This window comes from Salinimicrobium soli, from assembly GCF_048323655.1.
Taxonomy (GTDB): Bacteria; Bacteroidota; Bacteroidia; order Flavobacteriales; family Flavobacteriaceae; genus Salinimicrobium; species Salinimicrobium soli.
This window is the reverse complement of record NZ_JBLUWW010000002.1, coordinates 98,140-115,606: the sequence shown is the minus strand read 5'-3', so window position 1 is coordinate 115,606 and position 17,467 is coordinate 98,140. Positions and strand designations below refer to the sequence as shown.

Annotated in this window: 17 protein-coding genes; 12 read left to right on the top strand and 5 right to left on the bottom strand. The window is 43.1% G+C overall.

The annotated features are described in order from the left end of the window. Positions 1 to 3: 3 nt before the first annotated feature. Positions 4 to 1,296: a PQQ-dependent sugar dehydrogenase gene (locus tag ACNORC_RS06100; RefSeq protein ID WP_418334738.1), complete on the bottom strand. Its 1,293-nt coding sequence runs from the start codon at positions 1,294 to 1,296 to the stop codon at positions 4 to 6. 163 nt (positions 1,297 to 1,459) lie between these two features. Here ACNORC_RS06100 and ACNORC_RS06095 point away from each other — a divergent pair, with 163 nt between their 5' ends. Then, complete coding sequence (locus ACNORC_RS06095) at positions 1,460 to 3,211, top strand: M14 family metallopeptidase (RefSeq protein ID WP_418334737.1); 1,752 nt, start codon at positions 1,460 to 1,462, stop codon at positions 3,209 to 3,211. Here the strand turns inward: ACNORC_RS06095 and ACNORC_RS06090 are convergent. Beyond that, positions 3,179 to 3,802 (bottom strand): NUDIX hydrolase, encoded by a 624-nt coding sequence (locus ACNORC_RS06090; RefSeq protein ID WP_418334736.1) that lies wholly within the window; start codon positions 3,800 to 3,802, stop codon positions 3,179 to 3,181. The genes ACNORC_RS06095 and ACNORC_RS06090 overlap by 33 nt on opposite strands. A 7-nt stretch (positions 3,803 to 3,809) precedes the next feature. On the opposite strand from ACNORC_RS06090, the gene pyrE reads away from it, so the two are divergent. Then, positions 3,810 to 4,451 carry an orotate phosphoribosyltransferase gene (gene pyrE / locus ACNORC_RS06085; protein ID WP_418334735.1) on the top strand — a complete coding sequence of 214 codons (642 nt, stop codon included), beginning with the start codon at positions 3,810 to 3,812 and terminating at the stop codon, positions 4,449 to 4,451. A 3-nt stretch (positions 4,452 to 4,454) separates the two neighbouring features. Next, complete coding sequence (locus ACNORC_RS06080) at positions 4,455 to 4,850, top strand: SRPBCC family protein (RefSeq protein ID WP_418334734.1); 396 nt, start codon at positions 4,455 to 4,457, stop codon at positions 4,848 to 4,850. Here ACNORC_RS06080 and ACNORC_RS06075 read toward each other — a convergent pair. Further along, on the bottom strand, positions 4,847 to 5,578 hold the full coding sequence (locus ACNORC_RS06075) for a biotin--[acetyl-CoA-carboxylase] ligase (protein WP_418334733.1): 732 nt from the start codon (positions 5,576 to 5,578) through the stop codon (positions 4,847 to 4,849). The genes ACNORC_RS06080 and ACNORC_RS06075 overlap by 4 nt on opposite strands. A gap of 92 nt (positions 5,579 to 5,670) precedes the next feature. On the opposite strand from ACNORC_RS06075, the gene rsfS reads away from it, so the two are divergent. The 6 genes from rsfS to ACNORC_RS06045 all read left to right on the top strand — a co-directional run bounded on the left by rsfS (position 5,671) and on the right by ACNORC_RS06045 (position 10,548). Next, complete coding sequence (gene rsfS / locus ACNORC_RS06070) at positions 5,671 to 6,042, top strand: ribosome silencing factor (protein ID WP_418334732.1); 372 nt, start codon at positions 5,671 to 5,673, stop codon at positions 6,040 to 6,042. Between the two features lie 16 nt (positions 6,043 to 6,058). Further along, positions 6,059 to 8,107 carry an ATP-dependent zinc metalloprotease FtsH gene (gene ftsH / locus ACNORC_RS06065; protein ID WP_418334731.1) on the top strand — a complete coding sequence of 683 codons (2,049 nt, stop codon included), beginning with the start codon at positions 6,059 to 6,061 and terminating at the stop codon, positions 8,105 to 8,107. A 101-nt stretch (positions 8,108 to 8,208) separates the two neighbouring features. Then, positions 8,209 to 8,820 (top strand): LUD domain-containing protein, encoded by a 612-nt coding sequence (locus ACNORC_RS06060; protein ID WP_418334730.1) that lies wholly within the window; start codon positions 8,209 to 8,211, stop codon positions 8,818 to 8,820. 1 nt (position 8,821) lies between these two features. Continuing rightward, positions 8,822 to 9,625 carry a phosphatidate cytidylyltransferase gene (locus ACNORC_RS06055; protein WP_418335380.1) on the top strand — a complete coding sequence of 268 codons (804 nt, stop codon included), beginning with the start codon at positions 8,822 to 8,824 and terminating at the stop codon, positions 9,623 to 9,625. Beyond that, the gene (locus ACNORC_RS06050; RefSeq protein ID WP_418334729.1) at positions 9,615 to 10,268 is read left to right on the top strand and encodes a phosphatidylserine decarboxylase family protein; all 654 of its coding nucleotides are present in this window, start codon (positions 9,615 to 9,617) and stop codon (positions 10,266 to 10,268) included. Before ACNORC_RS06055 ends, ACNORC_RS06050 begins: the two co-directional genes overlap by 11 nt. A 10-nt stretch (positions 10,269 to 10,278) precedes the next feature. Next, positions 10,279 to 10,548: an acyl-CoA-binding protein gene (locus tag ACNORC_RS06045; protein ID WP_418334728.1), complete on the top strand. Its 270-nt coding sequence runs from the start codon at positions 10,279 to 10,281 to the stop codon at positions 10,546 to 10,548. 100 nt (positions 10,549 to 10,648) lie between these two features. Here the strand turns inward: ACNORC_RS06045 and ACNORC_RS06040 are convergent, their stop codons facing one another. Continuing rightward, positions 10,649 to 13,279, bottom strand: coding sequence for a valine--tRNA ligase (locus ACNORC_RS06040; protein ID WP_418334727.1), 2,631 nt, complete (start codon positions 13,277 to 13,279; stop codon positions 10,649 to 10,651). Between the two features lie 141 nt (positions 13,280 to 13,420). Here ACNORC_RS06040 and ACNORC_RS06035 point away from each other — a divergent pair, with 141 nt between their 5' ends. Continuing rightward, entirely contained in the window at positions 13,421 to 13,801 is a 381-nt protein-coding gene (locus ACNORC_RS06035) for a DUF1573 domain-containing protein (protein WP_418334726.1), read from the top strand. Positions 13,802 to 13,856: 55 nt separating this feature from the next. Here the strand turns inward: ACNORC_RS06035 and ACNORC_RS06030 are convergent, their stop codons facing one another. Further along, entirely contained in the window at positions 13,857 to 15,170 is a 1,314-nt protein-coding gene (locus ACNORC_RS06030; protein WP_418334725.1) for a retropepsin-like aspartic protease, read from the bottom strand. A gap of 90 nt (positions 15,171 to 15,260) precedes the next feature. Between ACNORC_RS06030 and ACNORC_RS06025 the strand changes: the two genes are divergently transcribed. Both ACNORC_RS06025 and murB read left to right on the top strand, forming a co-directional pair. After that, positions 15,261 to 16,451, top strand: coding sequence for a pyridoxal phosphate-dependent aminotransferase (locus ACNORC_RS06025; protein ID WP_418334724.1), 1,191 nt, complete (start codon positions 15,261 to 15,263; stop codon positions 16,449 to 16,451). After that, a complete protein-coding gene (gene murB / locus ACNORC_RS06020; protein WP_418334723.1) occupies positions 16,451 to 17,464 on the top strand; it encodes a UDP-N-acetylmuramate dehydrogenase in 1,014 nt (337 codons plus the stop codon). The genes ACNORC_RS06025 and murB overlap by 1 nt, the downstream gene beginning before the upstream one ends. Positions 17,465 to 17,467 lie beyond the last annotated feature (3 nt).

Here is a 17,467-nt window from a genome sequence, read left to right as displayed (position 1 = left end):
GCTCTATTCAGTTGAAACTCTCCAGATCACATTTCCATCATCGTCATTTACCAGCAGGGAACCATCAGGCAAGGTGGTCACCGCAACGGGTCTTCCGTAGACTTCGCTACCGGAACTTTCAGCGATGAATCCGGTGAGGAAATCTTCAGGTTGTTGGGGTTTGCCATCTTTGAAAGGAACAAACACAACCTTATAACCTGCAAGATCGGCACGGTTCCAGGAACCATGCTGTCCTACGAAAGCTCCGTTCTTGTATTTCTCAGGAAATTGATCGCCTTCATAGAATTCCAGTCCCAAAGAAGCGCTATGTGAAGCCAAAGGCACATCGGGAACAAGCGCTTTTTGCACCATGTCTTCATGCGGAGCATGGTACCATCTGGGATCTTTGATCTGTCCGTAGTAAGAATAAGGCCATCCGTAGAAAGCACCTTCCTTTACACTGGTGATATAGTCGGGAACCAGTTCATTCCCCAGGTTGTCCCGCTCATTGACCGCTGCCCATAGCTCTCCGGTCACCGGATTCCAGTCAATACCTACCGGATTTCTTATTCCAGAAGCATAAACTCTCTCTCCGGAACCGTCGGGATTAACCTCCAGAATATTGGCCCGCCTTTCCTCGAGATCCATTCCGTATTCACCCACATTACTGGAAGAGCCTACAGTAATATAGATCTTCGAACCTTCTTTATTGGTAATAATGTTTCTCGTCCAGTGGTGATTATAACCGCCTGCGGGAAGGGAAACAATGGTTTCACCTTTAACTTCAATGGAATTTTGTCCCTTTTTATATGGAAATCTTTTAAGGGCATCCACATTGGCAACATAAAAATAATCACCCAGCACCAGCATTCCGAAGGGTTGATTGAGATCTTTAAGAAAGACATGCCGCTCATCAGGCTTTCCATCTTTGTTGGTATCGCGTAAAAGGGTGATCTGATTAGCGCTTTCTCCGGAGTCATTTGATTCGGCCACAAAAATATCATTATTGGGTGCTATATAGGTCCACCTCGGGTGCTGAAGATCTCCCGCAAATTTTGTCACTTTAAAACCTTCGGGGGCTTTCGGCATTTTCCCTTCAGGCCAGGGCACAACCTTGCTCACATTTGCTACTACTTCCGTAGAAAAAGGGGATGGCAGCTTCAATTCGCCAATAGCGGTCTGTACAACTACAGGTGGTTGTTTCGCTAACTCCTGTTTTTTGTCCTCCCTTAATTTGGAATCGGCCGCCTGTGAAAATGCAGCAAAACTGAATATTAAACATAAAAACACCGTAAAAACTCCTGAAAACCTTTTCATAACCTCCGCTTTTTAGCTAAAATAAGTTTTATTTTTAGTGACAGAAAACCTGACATAAGGATTATGCCTTCTTTAACAGGGAGTTCGGGGTGAAGTAGCCGGAGCAGCTGTTGGGATATTTTACACTTTTTTAACTAAGTTTACAGCCATAAATATTTTTTTGATGAAGAAGATTCCGTTTCTGGTTTGTTTGCTTCTGGCTTTTGTCTCCTGTGACTTCTCCAATTATATACTTAAACAGGATTACGATTTTACCACCGTATTTGAAAAATCAGGTGGAACTGAAACGGCTACCTATCCGGAAGTTATAGAATATTACGCCAACCTCGCAGCGGTGTATCCTACCATCAGTTTGCAGCAAATTGGGGAAACCGACAGTGGCGAACCGCTCCACCTGGCCATCTACAGCAGGAACAAACAATTCGATCTCAATGAAGGCCGAAAAGAGAACAGTATTTTACTCATCAACAACGGGATTCATCCCGGCGAAAGTGACGGTATTGATGCTACCATGATGCTTTTTCGGGACCTGGCCCAGGATTCCATTCCGCTGCCCGAAAATACCATTATTGCAGCCATTCCTGTCTACAATGTTGGTGGTGCCCTTAACAGGAATTCCTTTACCCGTACCAATCAGAATGGCCCTAAAGAATATGGTTTCCGCGGAAATGCCCGCAACTTTGACCTGAACAGGGATTTCATAAAAGCCGACACCAAAAATACGCGCTCCTTCTATGAGATCTTTCACAAAGTAGATCCCGATGTTTTTATTGATACTCACGTGAGCAACGGTGCCGACTATCAATACAGCCTCACCCATTTATTTACTCAGCACAACAAACTGGGTGGGGAATCTGGAAATTATGTGAAGATCGATATGATGCCCGCCCTGAAAAAAGCGTTGCGAAAAAAGAAACTGGACATCACGCCTTATGTGAATGTCTTCAATGATATTCCGGAAAAAGGATTCTCACAGTTTCTGGACAATCCGCGGTATTCTACCGGATATGCTGCTCTTTGGAATACCTTCGGAATGATGGTGGAAACCCACATGCTCAAACCATATGACCAGAGGGTGAAAGGTACTTATGAAGTGTTGCGCTCCATGATAGACATCACAGATGAGGACACAAAGCTGATCAAAAAACTGCGGAAAGACGCCATTGCAGGTTTTCCTAAGAAGACCTCTTATCAATTCGATTATGAAGTGGACAGCAGTAAGACCTCTACACTTAAGTTCAAAGGTTATGAAGGAGAGATCGTTAAAAGTGAGGTGACAGGCATGGACCGGTTAAAGTATGACCGAAGTAAACCTTTTACAAAGGATGTAACTTATTATGACAACTTCAAACCAACCCGCGAGATAAGTCTTCCGCAAGGTTATATAGTACCACAGGCATGGTGGCCAATTGTAGATCTTTTGAAGCTGAACAGGGTGGAGATGAAGCGATTTGATAAGGACACTACGCTACAGTTACAGGTGTACCGCATTGAGGATTACGAGACCACCAAGGAATCATATGAAGGTCATTACCCTCACTCCAATACCAAAGTTTCTGCAAACCAGGAAAAAGTGAACATCCGAAAAGGGGATTTCTTTATTCCCATTAATCAGCGCGCGGGCAGATATCTTATGGCCACCTTGGAACCGGAATCACCCGATTCCTTTTTCAACTGGAATTTCTTTGACAGTATTCTGCAGCAAAAAGAGGGCTTTTCACCCTATGTATTTGAGGATTTTGCTCGTGAATTTCTGGATGACCACCCCGAAGTGGAGGATGAATTTTTGGAAAAGAAGAAAAAAGATCGTGATTTCGCAGCTAATTGGTATGCTCAGCTAGACTGGATACACAAGAAATCAGAGCACTACGAAAAGGCGCATTTACGCTATCCCGTTTTTCGCGTAAACCGGTAGGATCTCTTCGGGAAAAAGAAGTTTAATGTTGGCATAGGACTTCAAAAGTGCCTTTTTTGACTTCTCTTTATTTTTCCATTTTGCCTTCATGATCCCTTCCTTTTCTTCCGGAACAAGCTCCCCGTCATAATCAGTAGTCATTTCGTACCAGTAAGTAACCTTCAGTCGGTATCGGCCTTTCCGCTGAAAAACGTGGTAAGTCTCCTGAAGGAATTGAGAAATTTTCAGGTTCTTCACGCCCGTCTCCTCCTCTACTTCACGGATAGCTCCGTCCTCCAGGCCTTCGCCCTTTTCGATCTTACCCTTTGGCAGGTCCCAGCGCCCATTCCTAAAGATGAACAATACTTCCTTTTTTGGATTGAGAACCATTCCGCCGGCAGCAGTAACTACCGGCAATTTCTTAAAAAGGTGTTTCAATAACTTTTCCTCATTTGAATGGTAAAGATTGACAAACAGCAACTTGCCTTTATTGATCTTTTTAATGATCCTTTTAAATTTAACTTCTTTGATGGGAATGTTTACATATTTTTCGCCCAGATCCTTTTCTGTTGAAAGAATAATAGGAATATCATTTACAAAAACTTTATACATTTGCAGTATGATTTTAGACAAGGAAACAGCACGAAAAACCGCTGAGTTATTATTGCAAATTAAAGCAATAAAATTAGATGCACAACAGGGTTTTCAATGGGCGAGCGGTTGGAACTCCCCTATTTACTGTGATAACCGCATCATTCTCTCCTATCCACCAATACGAAATTTCGTAAGAGAGAACATGGCAAAACAGATCGAGGAGCTCTACGGAAAAGCAGATGTCATTGCCGGAGTAGCTACCGGTGCCATTGGAATTGGAATGCTCGTGGCAGAATACCTCAGCCTTCCTTTTGTTTACGTACGTCCTGAAGCAAAAAGCCACGGAAGAAAGAATCAGATCGAAGGTAAGATCGAGGAAGGACAGACCGTGGTGGTTATTGAAGACCTTATTAGTACCGGAAAAAGCAGCCTCAATGCCGTAAATGCATTGAAGGAAGCCAACGTTACTATAAAAGGAATGCTAGCCATCTTTTCCTACGGATTTGATACTGCCGTTGAAAACTTCAAAAACGCGGGCGTCGAGCTTCATACTCTAAGCAACTATGAGTATTTACTGGAAGTTGCTCAAAAAACGAATTATATCAATCAGGCGGAAGCCGAATTGTTACAAAGCTGGCGCAAAGATCCGGCGAACTGGAAAAAATAAGCTATGGAATTAGAAAGTGAAAAAGTAACGGTACAGAAAAGCCAGCAGGAGCTCTTCGATTTTCTTACCAATGTTGAGAATTACGATCAGATCATGCCCGAGAGCAAGGAAAAATTCGAGGTGAAATCCCAGGATACTTTCGCTTTTGCTCTAAAGGGAATGCCCGAGATCCAACTACAAATAAAAGAAACCCGCGAACCGGAATTTATTGTGCTGGGCTCTACTTCAGACAAGTTTGACTTTTCCCTGGATGTCGTAATTGAACCTGTTGACGAGAAAACCAGTCAGGCGCAACTGTTCTTCCACGGAAAGTTCAATGCAATGATGGCCATGATGGTCAAAGGTCCGTTGAAGAAATTCATTGGCGCTTTGGCAGAGAATACTTCGCGCTTATGTTAGTAACACAACCTGATCTCCTTCAGGTCGTATTCCTGCAATAGTTCATCTTCCGTCTTTACCAGCAGTTTTCCTGCTGGGGTCACATCTGCGATCATTCCTGTGAAGTAAGATTCATCTGGCAGCTGAAAGGTGGAAGGTATCTGCATTCGAAAAAGGTGTTTTTTGTACTCTTTTAAAACAGCTTCCGAAGAGCAGGAATTGAGAGCATACAGGCTTTCTTCCAGCACTTCCAGCAGTTGATCCAGCACCTTGTCGAGATCAAAATACTTTCCGGAGACAGAATTCATGGATCCCGCACCCGGGAGACCGATAAATTCTTCCTGGTTCACATTGAGCCCAACACCTATTACAGTTGCCGCTACTTTCCCTTCAGAAATGACATTTTCAATGAGAATTCCGCCAATCTTCAAATTTGCTGACATAATGTCGTTAGGCCATTTAACCTTCAATTTAGGGAGATCGAATTTCTCAAGCGCCTTTACAAGACTGGTGGCTACAGCAGCACTTAGCACAAATTGACTACCGGGAAGGATCTGAGGTTTTGGAAATATGACACTAAAAGTGAGGTTTTTCCCCTCTTCTGAGTCCCAAGTGGTGCCTCGTTGCCCCCGTCCCAATAATTGTTTTTTAGCTATTACGCAGGTAGCAGACATGCCCGGGTTGTCTCTGAACATTTCACGCGCAAAAGAATTTGTAGAGTTGATGGCATTAACTTTGATAAGGTGCATAGAGAGAATAGATAATGCAGGCGTTAAATGTTATGAAAACCAAGGTTCAAAAAGACTAAAAAGTAATAACTTTGCGCAAAGAAATAAATTTAATGACAAAAAAAGAAGCGAGCAACGACATACTTATTGCACATATAATCAAAGGGATCGAAGAAGTAAAAGGAAATGATATTGATATCCTGGACCTACGAGAAATAGAAAATACCGTTTGTGATTATTTCGTTATCTGCAATGGAACATCCAACACGCAGGTAAACGCCATCGTGAATTCCATACAAAAAACCGTTAGTAAATCCCTGAAAGACAAACCCTGGCATATTGAAGGATCTGAAAATGCAGAATGGGTTTTAATGGATTACGTGAGTGTCGTGGTACACGTCTTTCAGAAACATATAAGGGAATTCTACGATATTGAAAGTCTTTGGGGAGATGCCAAGACCACTTCAATAGAAACAAATTATTAAGACTTAAGAGAACAGCATGGCCAAAGAGCAACCTAATAAAAGCAAAGAACCTAAAAAGCCTAAATTCAGTGCCTACTGGATCTATGCCGCTATCATACTTGTATTCCTGGGTATAAACTTCTTCAGCGGAAGCGGGTTCAATGAACCTGCAAAGACAAATCCGGCTGAGTTTTTAAACTTCCTTGAAGACGGAGATGTAGCTAAAGTAGTGATAGTTAACAGGAATCAGGCAAGGGTTTTCCTTACTGAAGAGGCGAAAGAAAAAGAAGTTCACAAGGCAGCTGCCCAGGATGAACTTTTTCCGACAGGAGATACTCCCAGCTATACCTTTGAGTTTGGAGACCTTCAAAATCTTGAGGACGACATTCGCGAGGTAAAGGCAGAGAATGACCTGGATACACCTGTAGTGTTTGAATCACACCACAATGTGTGGGGAGATATCTTCCTCACCTTATTGCCATTTATTCTGATCATAGGGATCTGGATCTTTATTATGAGGAGAATGAGCGGTGGTGCAGGCGGAGGAGCCGGCGGACAGATCTTCAACATTGGAAAATCAAAAGCAAAACTTTTCGACCAGAATACAGATGTGAAAGTTTCATTCAAGGACGTAGCAGGACTTGAAGGCGCTAAAGAAGAAATACAGGAGATCGTTGATTTCCTTAAGAACCCTGACAAATACACCTCTTTGGGTGGTAAGATCCCAAAAGGGGCATTACTAGTAGGACCTCCGGGAACAGGAAAAACCTTACTTGCCAAGGCTGTGGCCGGGGAAGCAAAAGTACCTTTCTTCTCCCTTTCAGGTTCAGACTTCGTGGAAATGTTCGTTGGAGTTGGTGCTTCCAGGGTACGTGACCTTTTCAAACAGGCCAAGGAAAAATCTCCTTCCATCATATTTATTGATGAGATCGACGCAATAGGTAGAGCAAGAGGGAAAAGCAATTTTTCAGGTTCTAACGACGAGCGCGAAAATACCCTGAACCAGTTGTTGACCGAGATGGATGGTTTTGGAACGAACACCAATGTTATTGTGGTCGCTGCTACCAACCGTGCAGATGTACTGGATAAAGCTTTGATGCGTGCGGGTCGATTTGACCGCCAGATCTATGTGGACCTTCCGGATGTTAGGGAGAGAAAAGAAATATTTGATGTTCACTTACGTCCGCTTAAAAAAGTGGCCGATGAACTGGATACTGAATTCATGGCAAAACAAACCCCGGGATTTTCGGGAGCTGATATTGCCAACGTTTGTAACGAGGCTGCACTTATCGCAGCGCGAAAAAGCAAACTGGCTGTTGGAAAACAGGACTTCCTCGATGCTGTAGACCGTATTGTAGGTGGTCTTGAGAAAAAGAACAAGATCATTACTCCGGAGGAGAAACAGGCGATCGCTTACCACGAGGCAGGCCATGCTACCGTAAGCTGGATGCTGGAACACGCTGCGCCGCTTGTGAAGGTAACTATCGTGCCACGTGGACAGTCTTTAGGAGCTGCCTGGTACCTTCCGGAAGAAAGACTTATTGTTCGTCCTGAACAAATGCTGGACGAAATGTGTGCCGCCCTTGGTGGTCGTGCAGCCGAAAAAGTGATCTTTAACAAGATCTCTACCGGAGCCCTGAGTGACCTTGAAAAGGTAACCAAACAGGCGCGGGCCATGGTAACGGTTTACGGACTTAACGAAAAAATAGGGAACCTTACCTATCACGATTCTTCGGGACAAAATGAGTATAATTTCCAGAAGCCTTACAGTGAAAAGACTTCAGAACTTATTGACACAGAGATCTCGAATCTTATAGAACAGCAGTATCAGCGGGCTATCAAACTTTTGGAAGCTAATAAAGACAAGCTTACCCAGTTGGCTGAGATCCTTTTGGAGAAAGAGGTTATCTTTAAAGACAACCTGGAAGAGATCTTCGGAAAAAGACCTTATAAGAGCCGTGATGAGATCATGAACGGTAATTCTCAGGAACATAAAAGACCAGTTCGCGAGGAGACTGTGACAGAAAAATCAGTATCTACTGGCACAGATTCTTCTGAAACGCCTGAAGACAAAACTGCCGAATAACATATTAACACCCCTTGTAAAAAATCTTAACTTTGGTCAATCATAAGTTAAGATTTTTTACCTTTGGTTTAAATGCTACTTAGAGTAATACCCAAACCTATATGAGTCTATTTAGAAATTTTCTAAACCCTAGATCTAAATCAGACAAAGGTCAGGAAAAACCTGAAAATTCTGACCGTAGCAAGTATATGCCAGATGTTAAGATGCCTACCGATGAGCGGTTTATGCTCAATTTCAAGAACAACGGTGGTAAATTTCTTTACTGTGAGAGTAATGAGGAATTAATGGAAGCATTCGAAAACATAATGTTGGAGAATGATTGGTATGAAAAGAAATCTTGTTGTTTTGATTCTAATTTAAGGGAAAAATTTTCAGAATTCAATCTAGAATTCACCAACTCAGGGGAAGCTGCCTTCTTTTTAAGCACCTGTGAATATCTTATAGCCAATGACGGCTCTATCCTTATCTCCTCCAACCAGATCAAAGAAAAGAAGTTGCGGGAACTTCCGTATAACTTCGTGATCCTTGCCTCTACAAGCAAGTTGGTTGATGCCATAGGAGAAGGACTTAGAGGGATCAAGTTTAAAAATAAAGACCGGATTCCTACCAACATTACTACGATAAAAAATTTCGAGAACAATAAGGAAGGAGACTTCATGAGTTATGGAAGTAGCACAAAAAACCTATATTTGCTGCTTCTGGAAGATCTATAACATGAAGGAAAATCTAATTCGAGGCCTGTCAGGGGTGATGTACATTTCTATCCTGGTAGTGTCTATATTCTCATCTGAATTTGCCTTTACCACACTTTTCCTGTTGTTTGGTCTAATCTGCCTGAGAGAACTTCAAAGGCTGCTCCACCTCAAAAGTTATTTAGGGTATTTTCTATTGATCGGGCTGTTCTACATTTTCAGCTATGCACGCTGGAGCCCTTATGCTACGATCCTCCTACTGCTCATTACAATTTTCGTGAACCTTTTCCTGGTCAAAGACCTCATGGTCGTTCACAAGATCCCATTATTTGAAAAGAAGAAATATGTGATCATCATTTTCTACCTGATCGCTTCTTTGATCTTCCTCACTCTAATCCCAAGTTATACTGGCGATTTCATTCCTGAGATGGTCATTGGCATCTTCAGCCTTATTTGGATTAATGATACTTTTGCCTATCTTGTAGGTAAGAACTTTGGAAAGAATAAACTTTTTGAACGTATATCCCCAAAGAAGACCATTGAAGGCTTTTTGGGAGGATTGATCTTTACAGCCATTGCCGGTTATCTTGTATTCTTTTTCACCGGTTTGCTCAACCTGTACGCCTGGATTGGAATGGGTATCATAATGAGCATTTTTGGGACCCTTGGAGACCTCATCCAGTCCAAATTTAAAAGACAGGCAGGTGTAAAGGATAGTGGAAGATTAATGCCGGGGCATGGCGGACTTTTTGACCGTCTTGATAGCATTATCTTTGCCAGCCCGTTTATTTATGCGTATTTACAATTATTGAATTATGTTTCATAGAGAAGGATATAAAATTATGGCCATCGCAATGATCTTGTTGATCGTTGTCAACCTGCTGGCTCACACTTTCATTTTTACGGACTGGATCAAACAAGTGATCCTGTTAGGTACCATCATCCTTTTCTTCCTGGTCATCCAGTTTTTCAGGAATCCAAAAAGGAATACCGAGCTCAATAATGAACATGTAATGGCGCCGGTCGATGGAAAAGTGGTAGTGATCGAAGAAGTGTTCGAAAAAGAATATTTCAAGGACCAACGTCTCATGGTTTCGGTATTCATGTCTCCCATCAATGTACATGTTACAAGGCATCCGGTGAGCGGAATTGTCAAATACAGCAAATACCACCCGGGAAAATATCTGGTAGCCTGGCATCCAAAAGCCAGTGAAGAGAATGAACGCACTACCGTTGTAGTGGAAAACCCTGTATCGGGTGAGATCCTTTACCGTCAGATCGCCGGAGCTCTTGCCAAGCGCATCGTCAATTATGCCGAAGTAGGCAAAGAGGTCGTGCAGGGCGAAGACAGCGGCTTCATTAAGTTTGGATCGCGGGTAGATGTCTTTCTTCCTTTAGGTACACCTCTGAAGGTGAAACTGAATCAAAAGGTAAAAGGCGGCCTCACGGTGATCGCTGATGTATCCTAACCTTCTTGTTATGACTCCGGAAGAAATTGACAGGGAATTCCTGAAGGCTTACGAAAAGGCCAGTACCACCACGCGAAAATTTCCGCCAGATATCATGCTGAAATTCTACGCTTATTACAAACAGGCAACCGAACAGGAAGGCATTTATACTCCGTCAGGGGAGAATGATGTGCGCAGCGCATTTAAACTCAACGCCCTCTTACAGGTCAAAGGCATCAGCGTACTCGAAGCCAAAAAAAAATACATTGACCTGGTAAATGAGCATATCGGCGACGAATAGCTTTACAGCTTAACTACATCCACAAAATTTCTGAATTTCCCACAATAAAAAAGCCGAAGAAAGAATTCTCCGGCTCTTAATATATTTTATAATTAGATGCTTAAGAAAGGGCTTTTATACTTGCCTCTATAGCTTCAATTTTTGCCTGGGCATCCTGTTTTTTCTGCTGTTCCATCTCCACCACTTTAGCCGGAGCATTGTTCACAAAGCGTTCGTTTGAAAGCTTTTTTTCAACAGAATTCAGGAAGCCTTTTGTGTAATCCAGTTCCTCCTGAAGTTTGGCTATCTCAGCCTCTACATCAACAGCCCCTGCCACAGGAATAAAATAATCATTGGACTTCACCCTAAAGGAGAGAGCGCCCTGTACCTGTTGGTCAACATAAGAAAGACTGGAGATATTTCCCATTTTTCGAATAACAGGATCAAAAGTGGCAGATGTCTTCTCATTATTGAGCACCTGCAGCTCCAACTGATCTTTATGCGGAATGTTCTTTTGTTTCCTGATACTTCTCACTCCTGAAATCACTTCGGAAGCTATCGCAAACTCCACTATAACCGCCGAATCGAATTCTTTAAGTTCCGGCCAGGTGGCCACGATAAGAGCTTCCTCTGCCGAACGCCCTTTCAACTCCTGCCAGATCTCTTCAGAAACAAACGGCACAAAAGGATGCAAAATCTTCAGGTTGTCTTCCAGGATCTTTATCACCGCTTTGTAGGTGGCAGCGTCCATAGCTTCTCCGTAAGGCGGTTTCACCATTTCCAGGAACCAGGAACAGTAATCATCCCAAACCAGCTTGTAAGTCGCCATAAGAGCATCGCTCATCCTGTATTTCTTATAGTGATCTTCTATCTCATGCAGTTCCTTTTGGAATCTCGCATTGTACCAGTTGATCGCCAGTTTTGCCGATTCCGGTTGTTCCTTAGCTTCATCGATCTCCCAGGAGCGAACTAATTGAAACGAGTTCCATATCTTGTTCACAAAGGCACTCCCCTGTTTACAAAGATCTTCATCGAACATAAGGTCATTCCCTGCCGGAGAGCTTAACAACATTCCTACACGAACCCCATCTGCACCGTAATTGTCGATCAATTCCAGTGGATCTGGTGAGTTCCCAAGGGATTTGGACATTTTGCGACGCTGTTTGTCACGCACTATCCCGGTAAGGTAAACGTTATTGAAAGGCTTTTCATCGCGGTATTCATATCCGGCAATGATCATACGGGCTACCCAGAAGAAAAGGATCTCCGGAGCAGTTACCAGGTCATTGGTCGGATAGTAATAATTGATCTCTTTATTGTCAGGTTCCAGAATTCCGTTAAACACACTGATTGGCCACAACCAGGAAGAGAACCAGGTATCTAACGCATCTTTATCCCGTGTGAGGGATTCGGATGACAGTTCCTTATTTCCGGTCTTTTCAATGGCTTTTTCAAGAGCTTCTTCGGCAGTCTCAGCTACCACAAAGTCTTCTTTTTCATCTCCATAGTACCATGCGGGGATCTGCTGCCCCCATAGTAATTGACGGCTAATGTTCCAGTCGCGAACATTTTCCATCCAGTGGCGGTAGGTATTTATGAACTTCTCCGGAACGAGATTTACTTCTTTCTCCAGTACAGCATCCAGTGCAGGCTGTGCCAGTTCTTTCATTTTTAAGAACCACTGGTCACTGAGCTTTGGTTCAATAACAGCTCCTGTACGTTCGCTGGTTCCCACTTTATTTACATGATCTTCAGTCTTAACCAGTATCCCTTTCTCTTCCAGTTCCTTAACAATAGCTTTTCTGGCTTCGAACCGATCCATTCCTTCGTAATGCATTCCGTAGGAATTTAGGGTAGCATCGTCATGGAAAATATCAATTACCTCAAGGTTGTGCTTATCTCCCAGCACCTTATCATTTTCATCATGTGCCGGGGTCACCTTTAGGCATCCCGTACCGAATTCCATGTCTACATATTCATCTTCGATAATTGGAACAACCCGCTCACAAACGGGCACGATCGCTTTTTTACCTTTCAGATGAGTAAAGCGTTCATCATTCGGATTTATACAAATAGCGGTGTCTCCCAGTATAGTTTCAGGACGGGTGGTAGCAATGGTCAGCGTATCTTCAGAACCTTCGATCTTATACTCCAGGTAATATAAATGTCCCTGCCGCTCCTGATAGATCACTTCTTCATCAGAAAGTGTGGTCTTGGCTTGCGGATCCCAGTTGACCATCCTGTAACCACGGTAGATGTGACCTTTATTGTACAGGTCTACAAATACTTTAATTACCGATGCAGACATCTCGTCATCCATCGTGAACTTGGTACGTTCCCAGTCACAGGACGCTCCAAGTTTCTTTAATTGTTCCAGAATAATTCCGCCATGCTTGTGGGTCCATTCCCATGCATGCTCAAGGAATTCCTCCCTGGAAAGGTCATTTTTGTCTATGCCTTCAGCTTTAAGCTTAGCCACCACTTTTGCTTCCGTAGCGATCGAAGCATGATCTGTTCCCGGCACCCAGCAGGCATTATATCCTTTTAGGCGCGCACGACGGATCAATACATCCTGAATGGTGTTGTTAAGCATGTGCCCCATGTGCAGCACCCCCGTAACGTTTGGAGGGGGGATAACAATGGTGTAGGGTTCCCGTTCATCAACTTCAGAATGGAAATACCGGTTCTCCATCCAGTATTCATACCATTTTTTCTCTATTTCCCGGGCATTGTATTTTGATGCTTCAGACATACTTTGGTGCGGTTTTTGGAATATCAGGCAAAAGTAATTATAACTTCAGGATTATAAAAGGCGAATAAAATGGAAAGAGGTTTTATTTGCCAAATAATGCATATAAGTATTATATTTACAATTCTGTAAAAACTGAAAATGATGAAAAAATTAGTAGCAATTGCCATTTTTCTTTTCGCCGGAATTGCGGTACAGGCGCAGGAAGTCGCTAAGATCGAATTCAAATCTGAAGTGATCGACTACGGAGAAATTGAAAAAGGAAGTGATGGAGTACGGATATTCGAGTTCACGAATACCGGAAATATCCCACTGGTGATTACCGATGTGACCTCCAGCTGCGGCTGTACCATCCCGGAAAAACCAAAGGATCCTATTTTGCCGGGTAAAACAGGCGAAATAAAAGTAAAGTATGACACCACTCGCGTAGGTCCTATCAGAAAGACAATTACTGTCTATTCTAATGCCGATGAACCCGCGAAATCAATAAAGATCAAAGGAAAAGTCCTGGATAAGGAAAGCTAGGATTTCCCTTTTTTGAAGAGTTGCAAAACCCCTCCTTTGGAGGGGTTTTGTTTTTTTAGAGCATTTTCTTCAGGTTGAACATATAATCCATCTGTCTTCCGTCTCTTTCCACCTGAAGTTTAATTCTTCTTCCATCCTGAGAAGAGAAAAGTTTAGTAAGATCCTCCAGGGAATACCTATAGGCAGAGCGGCCGTTCACCTCCATCAAAATATCCCCAACCTGAAGTCCGGCCATGGCTGCCGGAGAATTTTTCCGCAGGCGTACAATACGGAATGCCTCCTGAAGTTCGAATTTCTTATAAGGAGCCGGGGAATTTGGAAATACCTGCCCTTGATCTGGTTGATTTCCCTGCGGAACGCTCACATAACTTTCCAGCACTACAAATCCATTATGCTCAAGTATAATTCCGCTCATGTTGTAGTTGAAAGCTTCTTCAAAAAACTTATTCTTCCGCAGATACAGTTTATTATTTCCGTAATCAAAGAACAGGTTAAAACGCTTAAGCAACTCACCTCCAATGCTACCGTTTCGTTCCTCAAAAAGACGAACTCCCTTTACCGAAGCACTGTCAGGAAAAGACGCGGTGACGTCCTGAAGCTCATAATCTCCCAGAGTGAGGGAATTTATCCTGCTCCTTTTCCCTATCACATCTCCCAATAATCCCAAACCAAGAAAATCATCAAATGACTTTTCGGGAACCATTATATTCATGCTGTCACTAAACAACCAAACAGCGTCGCTTAATCCATTATCCAACAATAGCGATGCCTCCTGAGGCGGCCCATCCACCTCAATTTTACTGGTAACATAAGGCTTGTTTTTAAAAAATTGCAGTGGCACATCGCTGTAGCTTCTCAATTTCTTTCGGAACTGTTTTGGATCATGCACTCTCAAAAAGCCTCTGGCGTAGTTGATCTCCACAATAAAATCTTTGAAAAAATCATAACCAATGATCCCGTGCACCGGAACCCCCAGCCGGGGCGAAAAATTCACTTTCTCGTCAAAGATGAGGTAGAGCGGGAAATCGGGATTCCGCACTTTCCCAATCCTCATATCATTCCCGTAAGATTTAAAAGCTTCAATATGATCCTCTCCTCCCAGCCCCCGAAGCCGCACTTTTTCAACAGAATTGACAGAAAGGGTATCATCGGGATTTAGATTTAGCAGAACTGTAGTATTGACTCCGGTGTCGAGCAAAAAAGAAAGATCCACCCCATTGAGTTCCACAGGAATAATAATAAGATTGTTAATGAAGTTGAAGTTTATTCGGGTACGTTTGCGATCCTTCTCAATAAAAAAGGACTCCTGGCAATAACAGAAACTGATATTGAGGCAAAGGATCAGAAAAAGGGATAGCTTTTTCCGCATGATCGTTAGGCTAAGTTGACCACAAAAAATACAAAAAATAACAATGTTTCAGGTAATATTTTGCAACTTTGTAGGCCAAAAATTTCAAACATGCCAAGTATTTCAAATAAAGGGCAGGCAATGCCCGAATCTCCTATACGTAAGTTAGTTCCCTACGCAGAAGCAGCTATTAAAAAAGGGCGTACTATTTATCAGCTCAATATCGGGCAACCTGATATTAAAACTCCTGCCAAAGCGCTGGCAGCCGTAAAAGGAAACCACATAGAAGTGCTTTCATACAGCCATTCGGCAGGATTCGAAAGCTACCGCAACAAACTCGCGGCTTATTACAAGAAGCACAACATTAATGTTTCGGCAGATGAGCTGATCATTACCACAGGTGGTTCCGAAGCTTTACTGTTCACTATGGGTAGCATCTGTGACGCAGGTGACGAGGTTATCATTCCGGAGCCATTCTACGCCAACTACAACGGGTTTGCTACCGCTTCAGGAGTAACCGTAGTACCCGTAAAATCGAAAATAGAAGACAGCTTCGCTTTGCCTCCTATTTCAGAATTTGAAAAATTAATTACTCCGAAGACTAAAGCTATCCTCATCTGTAATCCGGGAAATCCAACCGGATACCTGTATACCAAAGAGGAGATCGACCAACTGGCAGAGATCGTGAAGAAACACGACCTGTTCATCGTGGCCGATGAAGTGTACCGTGAATTTGCCTATGAAGGTGCAAAACACTATTCCATCATGAGCGTGGCGGGACTGGAGCAAAATGCGATTATGATCGATTCTGTTTCCAAACGCTACAGTATGTGTGGTGCCAGAATTGGGTGCATGGCTTCTAAGAACAAGGAAGTAATGTCTACTGCTATGAAATTTGCACAGGCGAGACTTAGCCCCCCAACCTTTGCACAGATCGCCAGTGAAGCAGCTTTGGACACTCCGCAGGAATATTTTGATGAAGTTATTGAAGAGTACACTTCCCGCAGGAACACACTAGTTCAGGGCCTCGAGCAGATCGAAGGCGTTCGCGTGGCTAAACCAAAAGGAGCTTTTTACTGTATCGCCGAACTTCCTGTAAAGGATGCCGAAGATTTCGCAAAATGGCTTTTGGAAAGCTTCGATCTTAATAATGAAACTGTTATGGTCGCACCGGCCGCCGGCTTCTACTCCACTCCTAACACCGGATTGAATCAGGTGCGTATAGCATACGTTCTCAAAGAAGAAGACCTGTTAAGAGCTATTGAGATCTTAAAAGCTGCTTTAAAAGAGTACAACGCCTAATGCAGATACAAACCGGCACATCTCTTAAAGACTACAACACCTTTGGCATTGACGTCAAGGCGAAGAAGTTCATCTCTGTGGAGACTATTGAAGAACTCAAGACTGTACTTCAGAATTCCTATGCTTCCGAACTTTTTATTCTTGGTGGCGGCAGCAACATGCTACTTACACAGGATGTTGAGAAGACCGTGGTACATATTAATCTGCAGGGCATCAACATTCAAAAAGAAACTGAGGATAAAGTACTGGTGAAGGCCATGGCCGGCGAGAACTGGCATCAGTTCGTGCTATTTTGTATCGATAATGATTTTGGCGGACTCGAAAACCTTTCCCTGATCCCGGGAAATGTGGGTACCGCTCCTATTCAGAATATTGGCGCTTATGGCGTTGAGATAAAAGACGTTTTTGAAGAGTGCACCGCATTGAACATTCAAACGCTGGAGCTGAAAAAATTCAGCCTGGATGATTGCCGATTTGGGTACCGGGAATCAGTATTCAAAAATGAGGAAAAAGGGAAGTATATCATTACCGATGTCACTTTCAGGCTTACCAAAGGAAATCACCGGTTCAATACTTCTTATGGCAGTATTGACAGTTTCCTGGAAGAAAAAGGAGTTTCAGAACCCGGAATTAGAGACATTTCAGATGCTGTGATCAGCATCCGGCAGTCCAAACTTCCTGATCCTCGGGAATTAGGCAACAGCGGAAGCTTCTTTAAGAATCCTATTGTTACTAAAACCAAACTCGAAGAGCTGCAAGAGATCTATCCGGAAATGCCATTTTACACGATGGATGAGGAAACGGTGAAAATTCCGGCGGGTTGGCTGATCGACCGTGCCGGCCTCAAAGGATACCGCGAAGGAGATGCCGGCGTGCATAAAAAACAAGCATTGGTACTCGTTAATTATGGCAGCGCTAGCGGAGAAGACATTCTTCGGCTGAGCAGGAAGGTGCAGGAAAAGGTATATGATCTCTTCGGAATAAAGATCCTTCCGGAAGTAAACATTTTCTAAAAT

Excerpts from the sequence above, each read along its gene's own strand:
- ACNORC_RS06050 (WP_418334729.1), top strand. The coding sequence starts at position 9,615 with ATGTTTCATAGAGAAGGATATAAAATTATGGCCATCGCAATGATCTTG.
- ACNORC_RS06025 (WP_418334724.1), top strand. The coding sequence starts at position 15,261 with ATGCCAAGTATTTCAAATAAAGGGCAGGCAATGCCCGAATCTCCTATA.
- ACNORC_RS06040 (WP_418334727.1), bottom strand. The coding sequence starts at position 13,279 with ATGTCTGAAGCATCAAAATACAATGCCCGGGAAATAGAGAAAAAATGG.
- ACNORC_RS06100 (WP_418334738.1), bottom strand. The coding sequence starts at position 1,296 with ATGAAAAGGTTTTCAGGAGTTTTTACGGTGTTTTTATGTTTAATATTC.
- ACNORC_RS06095 (WP_418334737.1), top strand. The coding sequence starts at position 1,460 with ATGAAGAAGATTCCGTTTCTGGTTTGTTTGCTTCTGGCTTTTGTCTCC.
- ACNORC_RS06035 (WP_418334726.1), top strand. The coding sequence starts at position 13,421 with ATGAAAAAATTAGTAGCAATTGCCATTTTTCTTTTCGCCGGAATTGCG.
- ACNORC_RS06060 (WP_418334730.1), top strand. The coding sequence starts at position 8,209 with ATGAGTCTATTTAGAAATTTTCTAAACCCTAGATCTAAATCAGACAAA.
- rsfS (WP_418334732.1), top strand. The coding sequence starts at position 5,671 with ATGACAAAAAAAGAAGCGAGCAACGACATACTTATTGCACATATAATC.
- pyrE (WP_418334735.1), top strand. The coding sequence starts at position 3,810 with ATGATTTTAGACAAGGAAACAGCACGAAAAACCGCTGAGTTATTATTG.
- ACNORC_RS06055 (WP_418335380.1), top strand. The coding sequence starts at position 8,822 with ATGAAGGAAAATCTAATTCGAGGCCTGTCAGGGGTGATGTACATTTCT.
- ftsH (WP_418334731.1), top strand. The coding sequence starts at position 6,059 with ATGGCCAAAGAGCAACCTAATAAAAGCAAAGAACCTAAAAAGCCTAAA.
- ACNORC_RS06080 (WP_418334734.1), top strand. The coding sequence starts at position 4,455 with ATGGAATTAGAAAGTGAAAAAGTAACGGTACAGAAAAGCCAGCAGGAG.
- ACNORC_RS06075 (WP_418334733.1), bottom strand. The coding sequence starts at position 5,578 with ATGCACCTTATCAAAGTTAATGCCATCAACTCTACAAATTCTTTTGCG.
- ACNORC_RS06030 (WP_418334725.1), bottom strand. The coding sequence starts at position 15,170 with ATGCGGAAAAAGCTATCCCTTTTTCTGATCCTTTGCCTCAATATCAGT.
- ACNORC_RS06045 (WP_418334728.1), top strand. The coding sequence starts at position 10,279 with ATGACTCCGGAAGAAATTGACAGGGAATTCCTGAAGGCTTACGAAAAG.
- ACNORC_RS06090 (WP_418334736.1), bottom strand. The coding sequence starts at position 3,802 with ATGTATAAAGTTTTTGTAAATGATATTCCTATTATTCTTTCAACAGAA.
- murB (WP_418334723.1), top strand. The coding sequence starts at position 16,451 with ATGCAGATACAAACCGGCACATCTCTTAAAGACTACAACACCTTTGGC.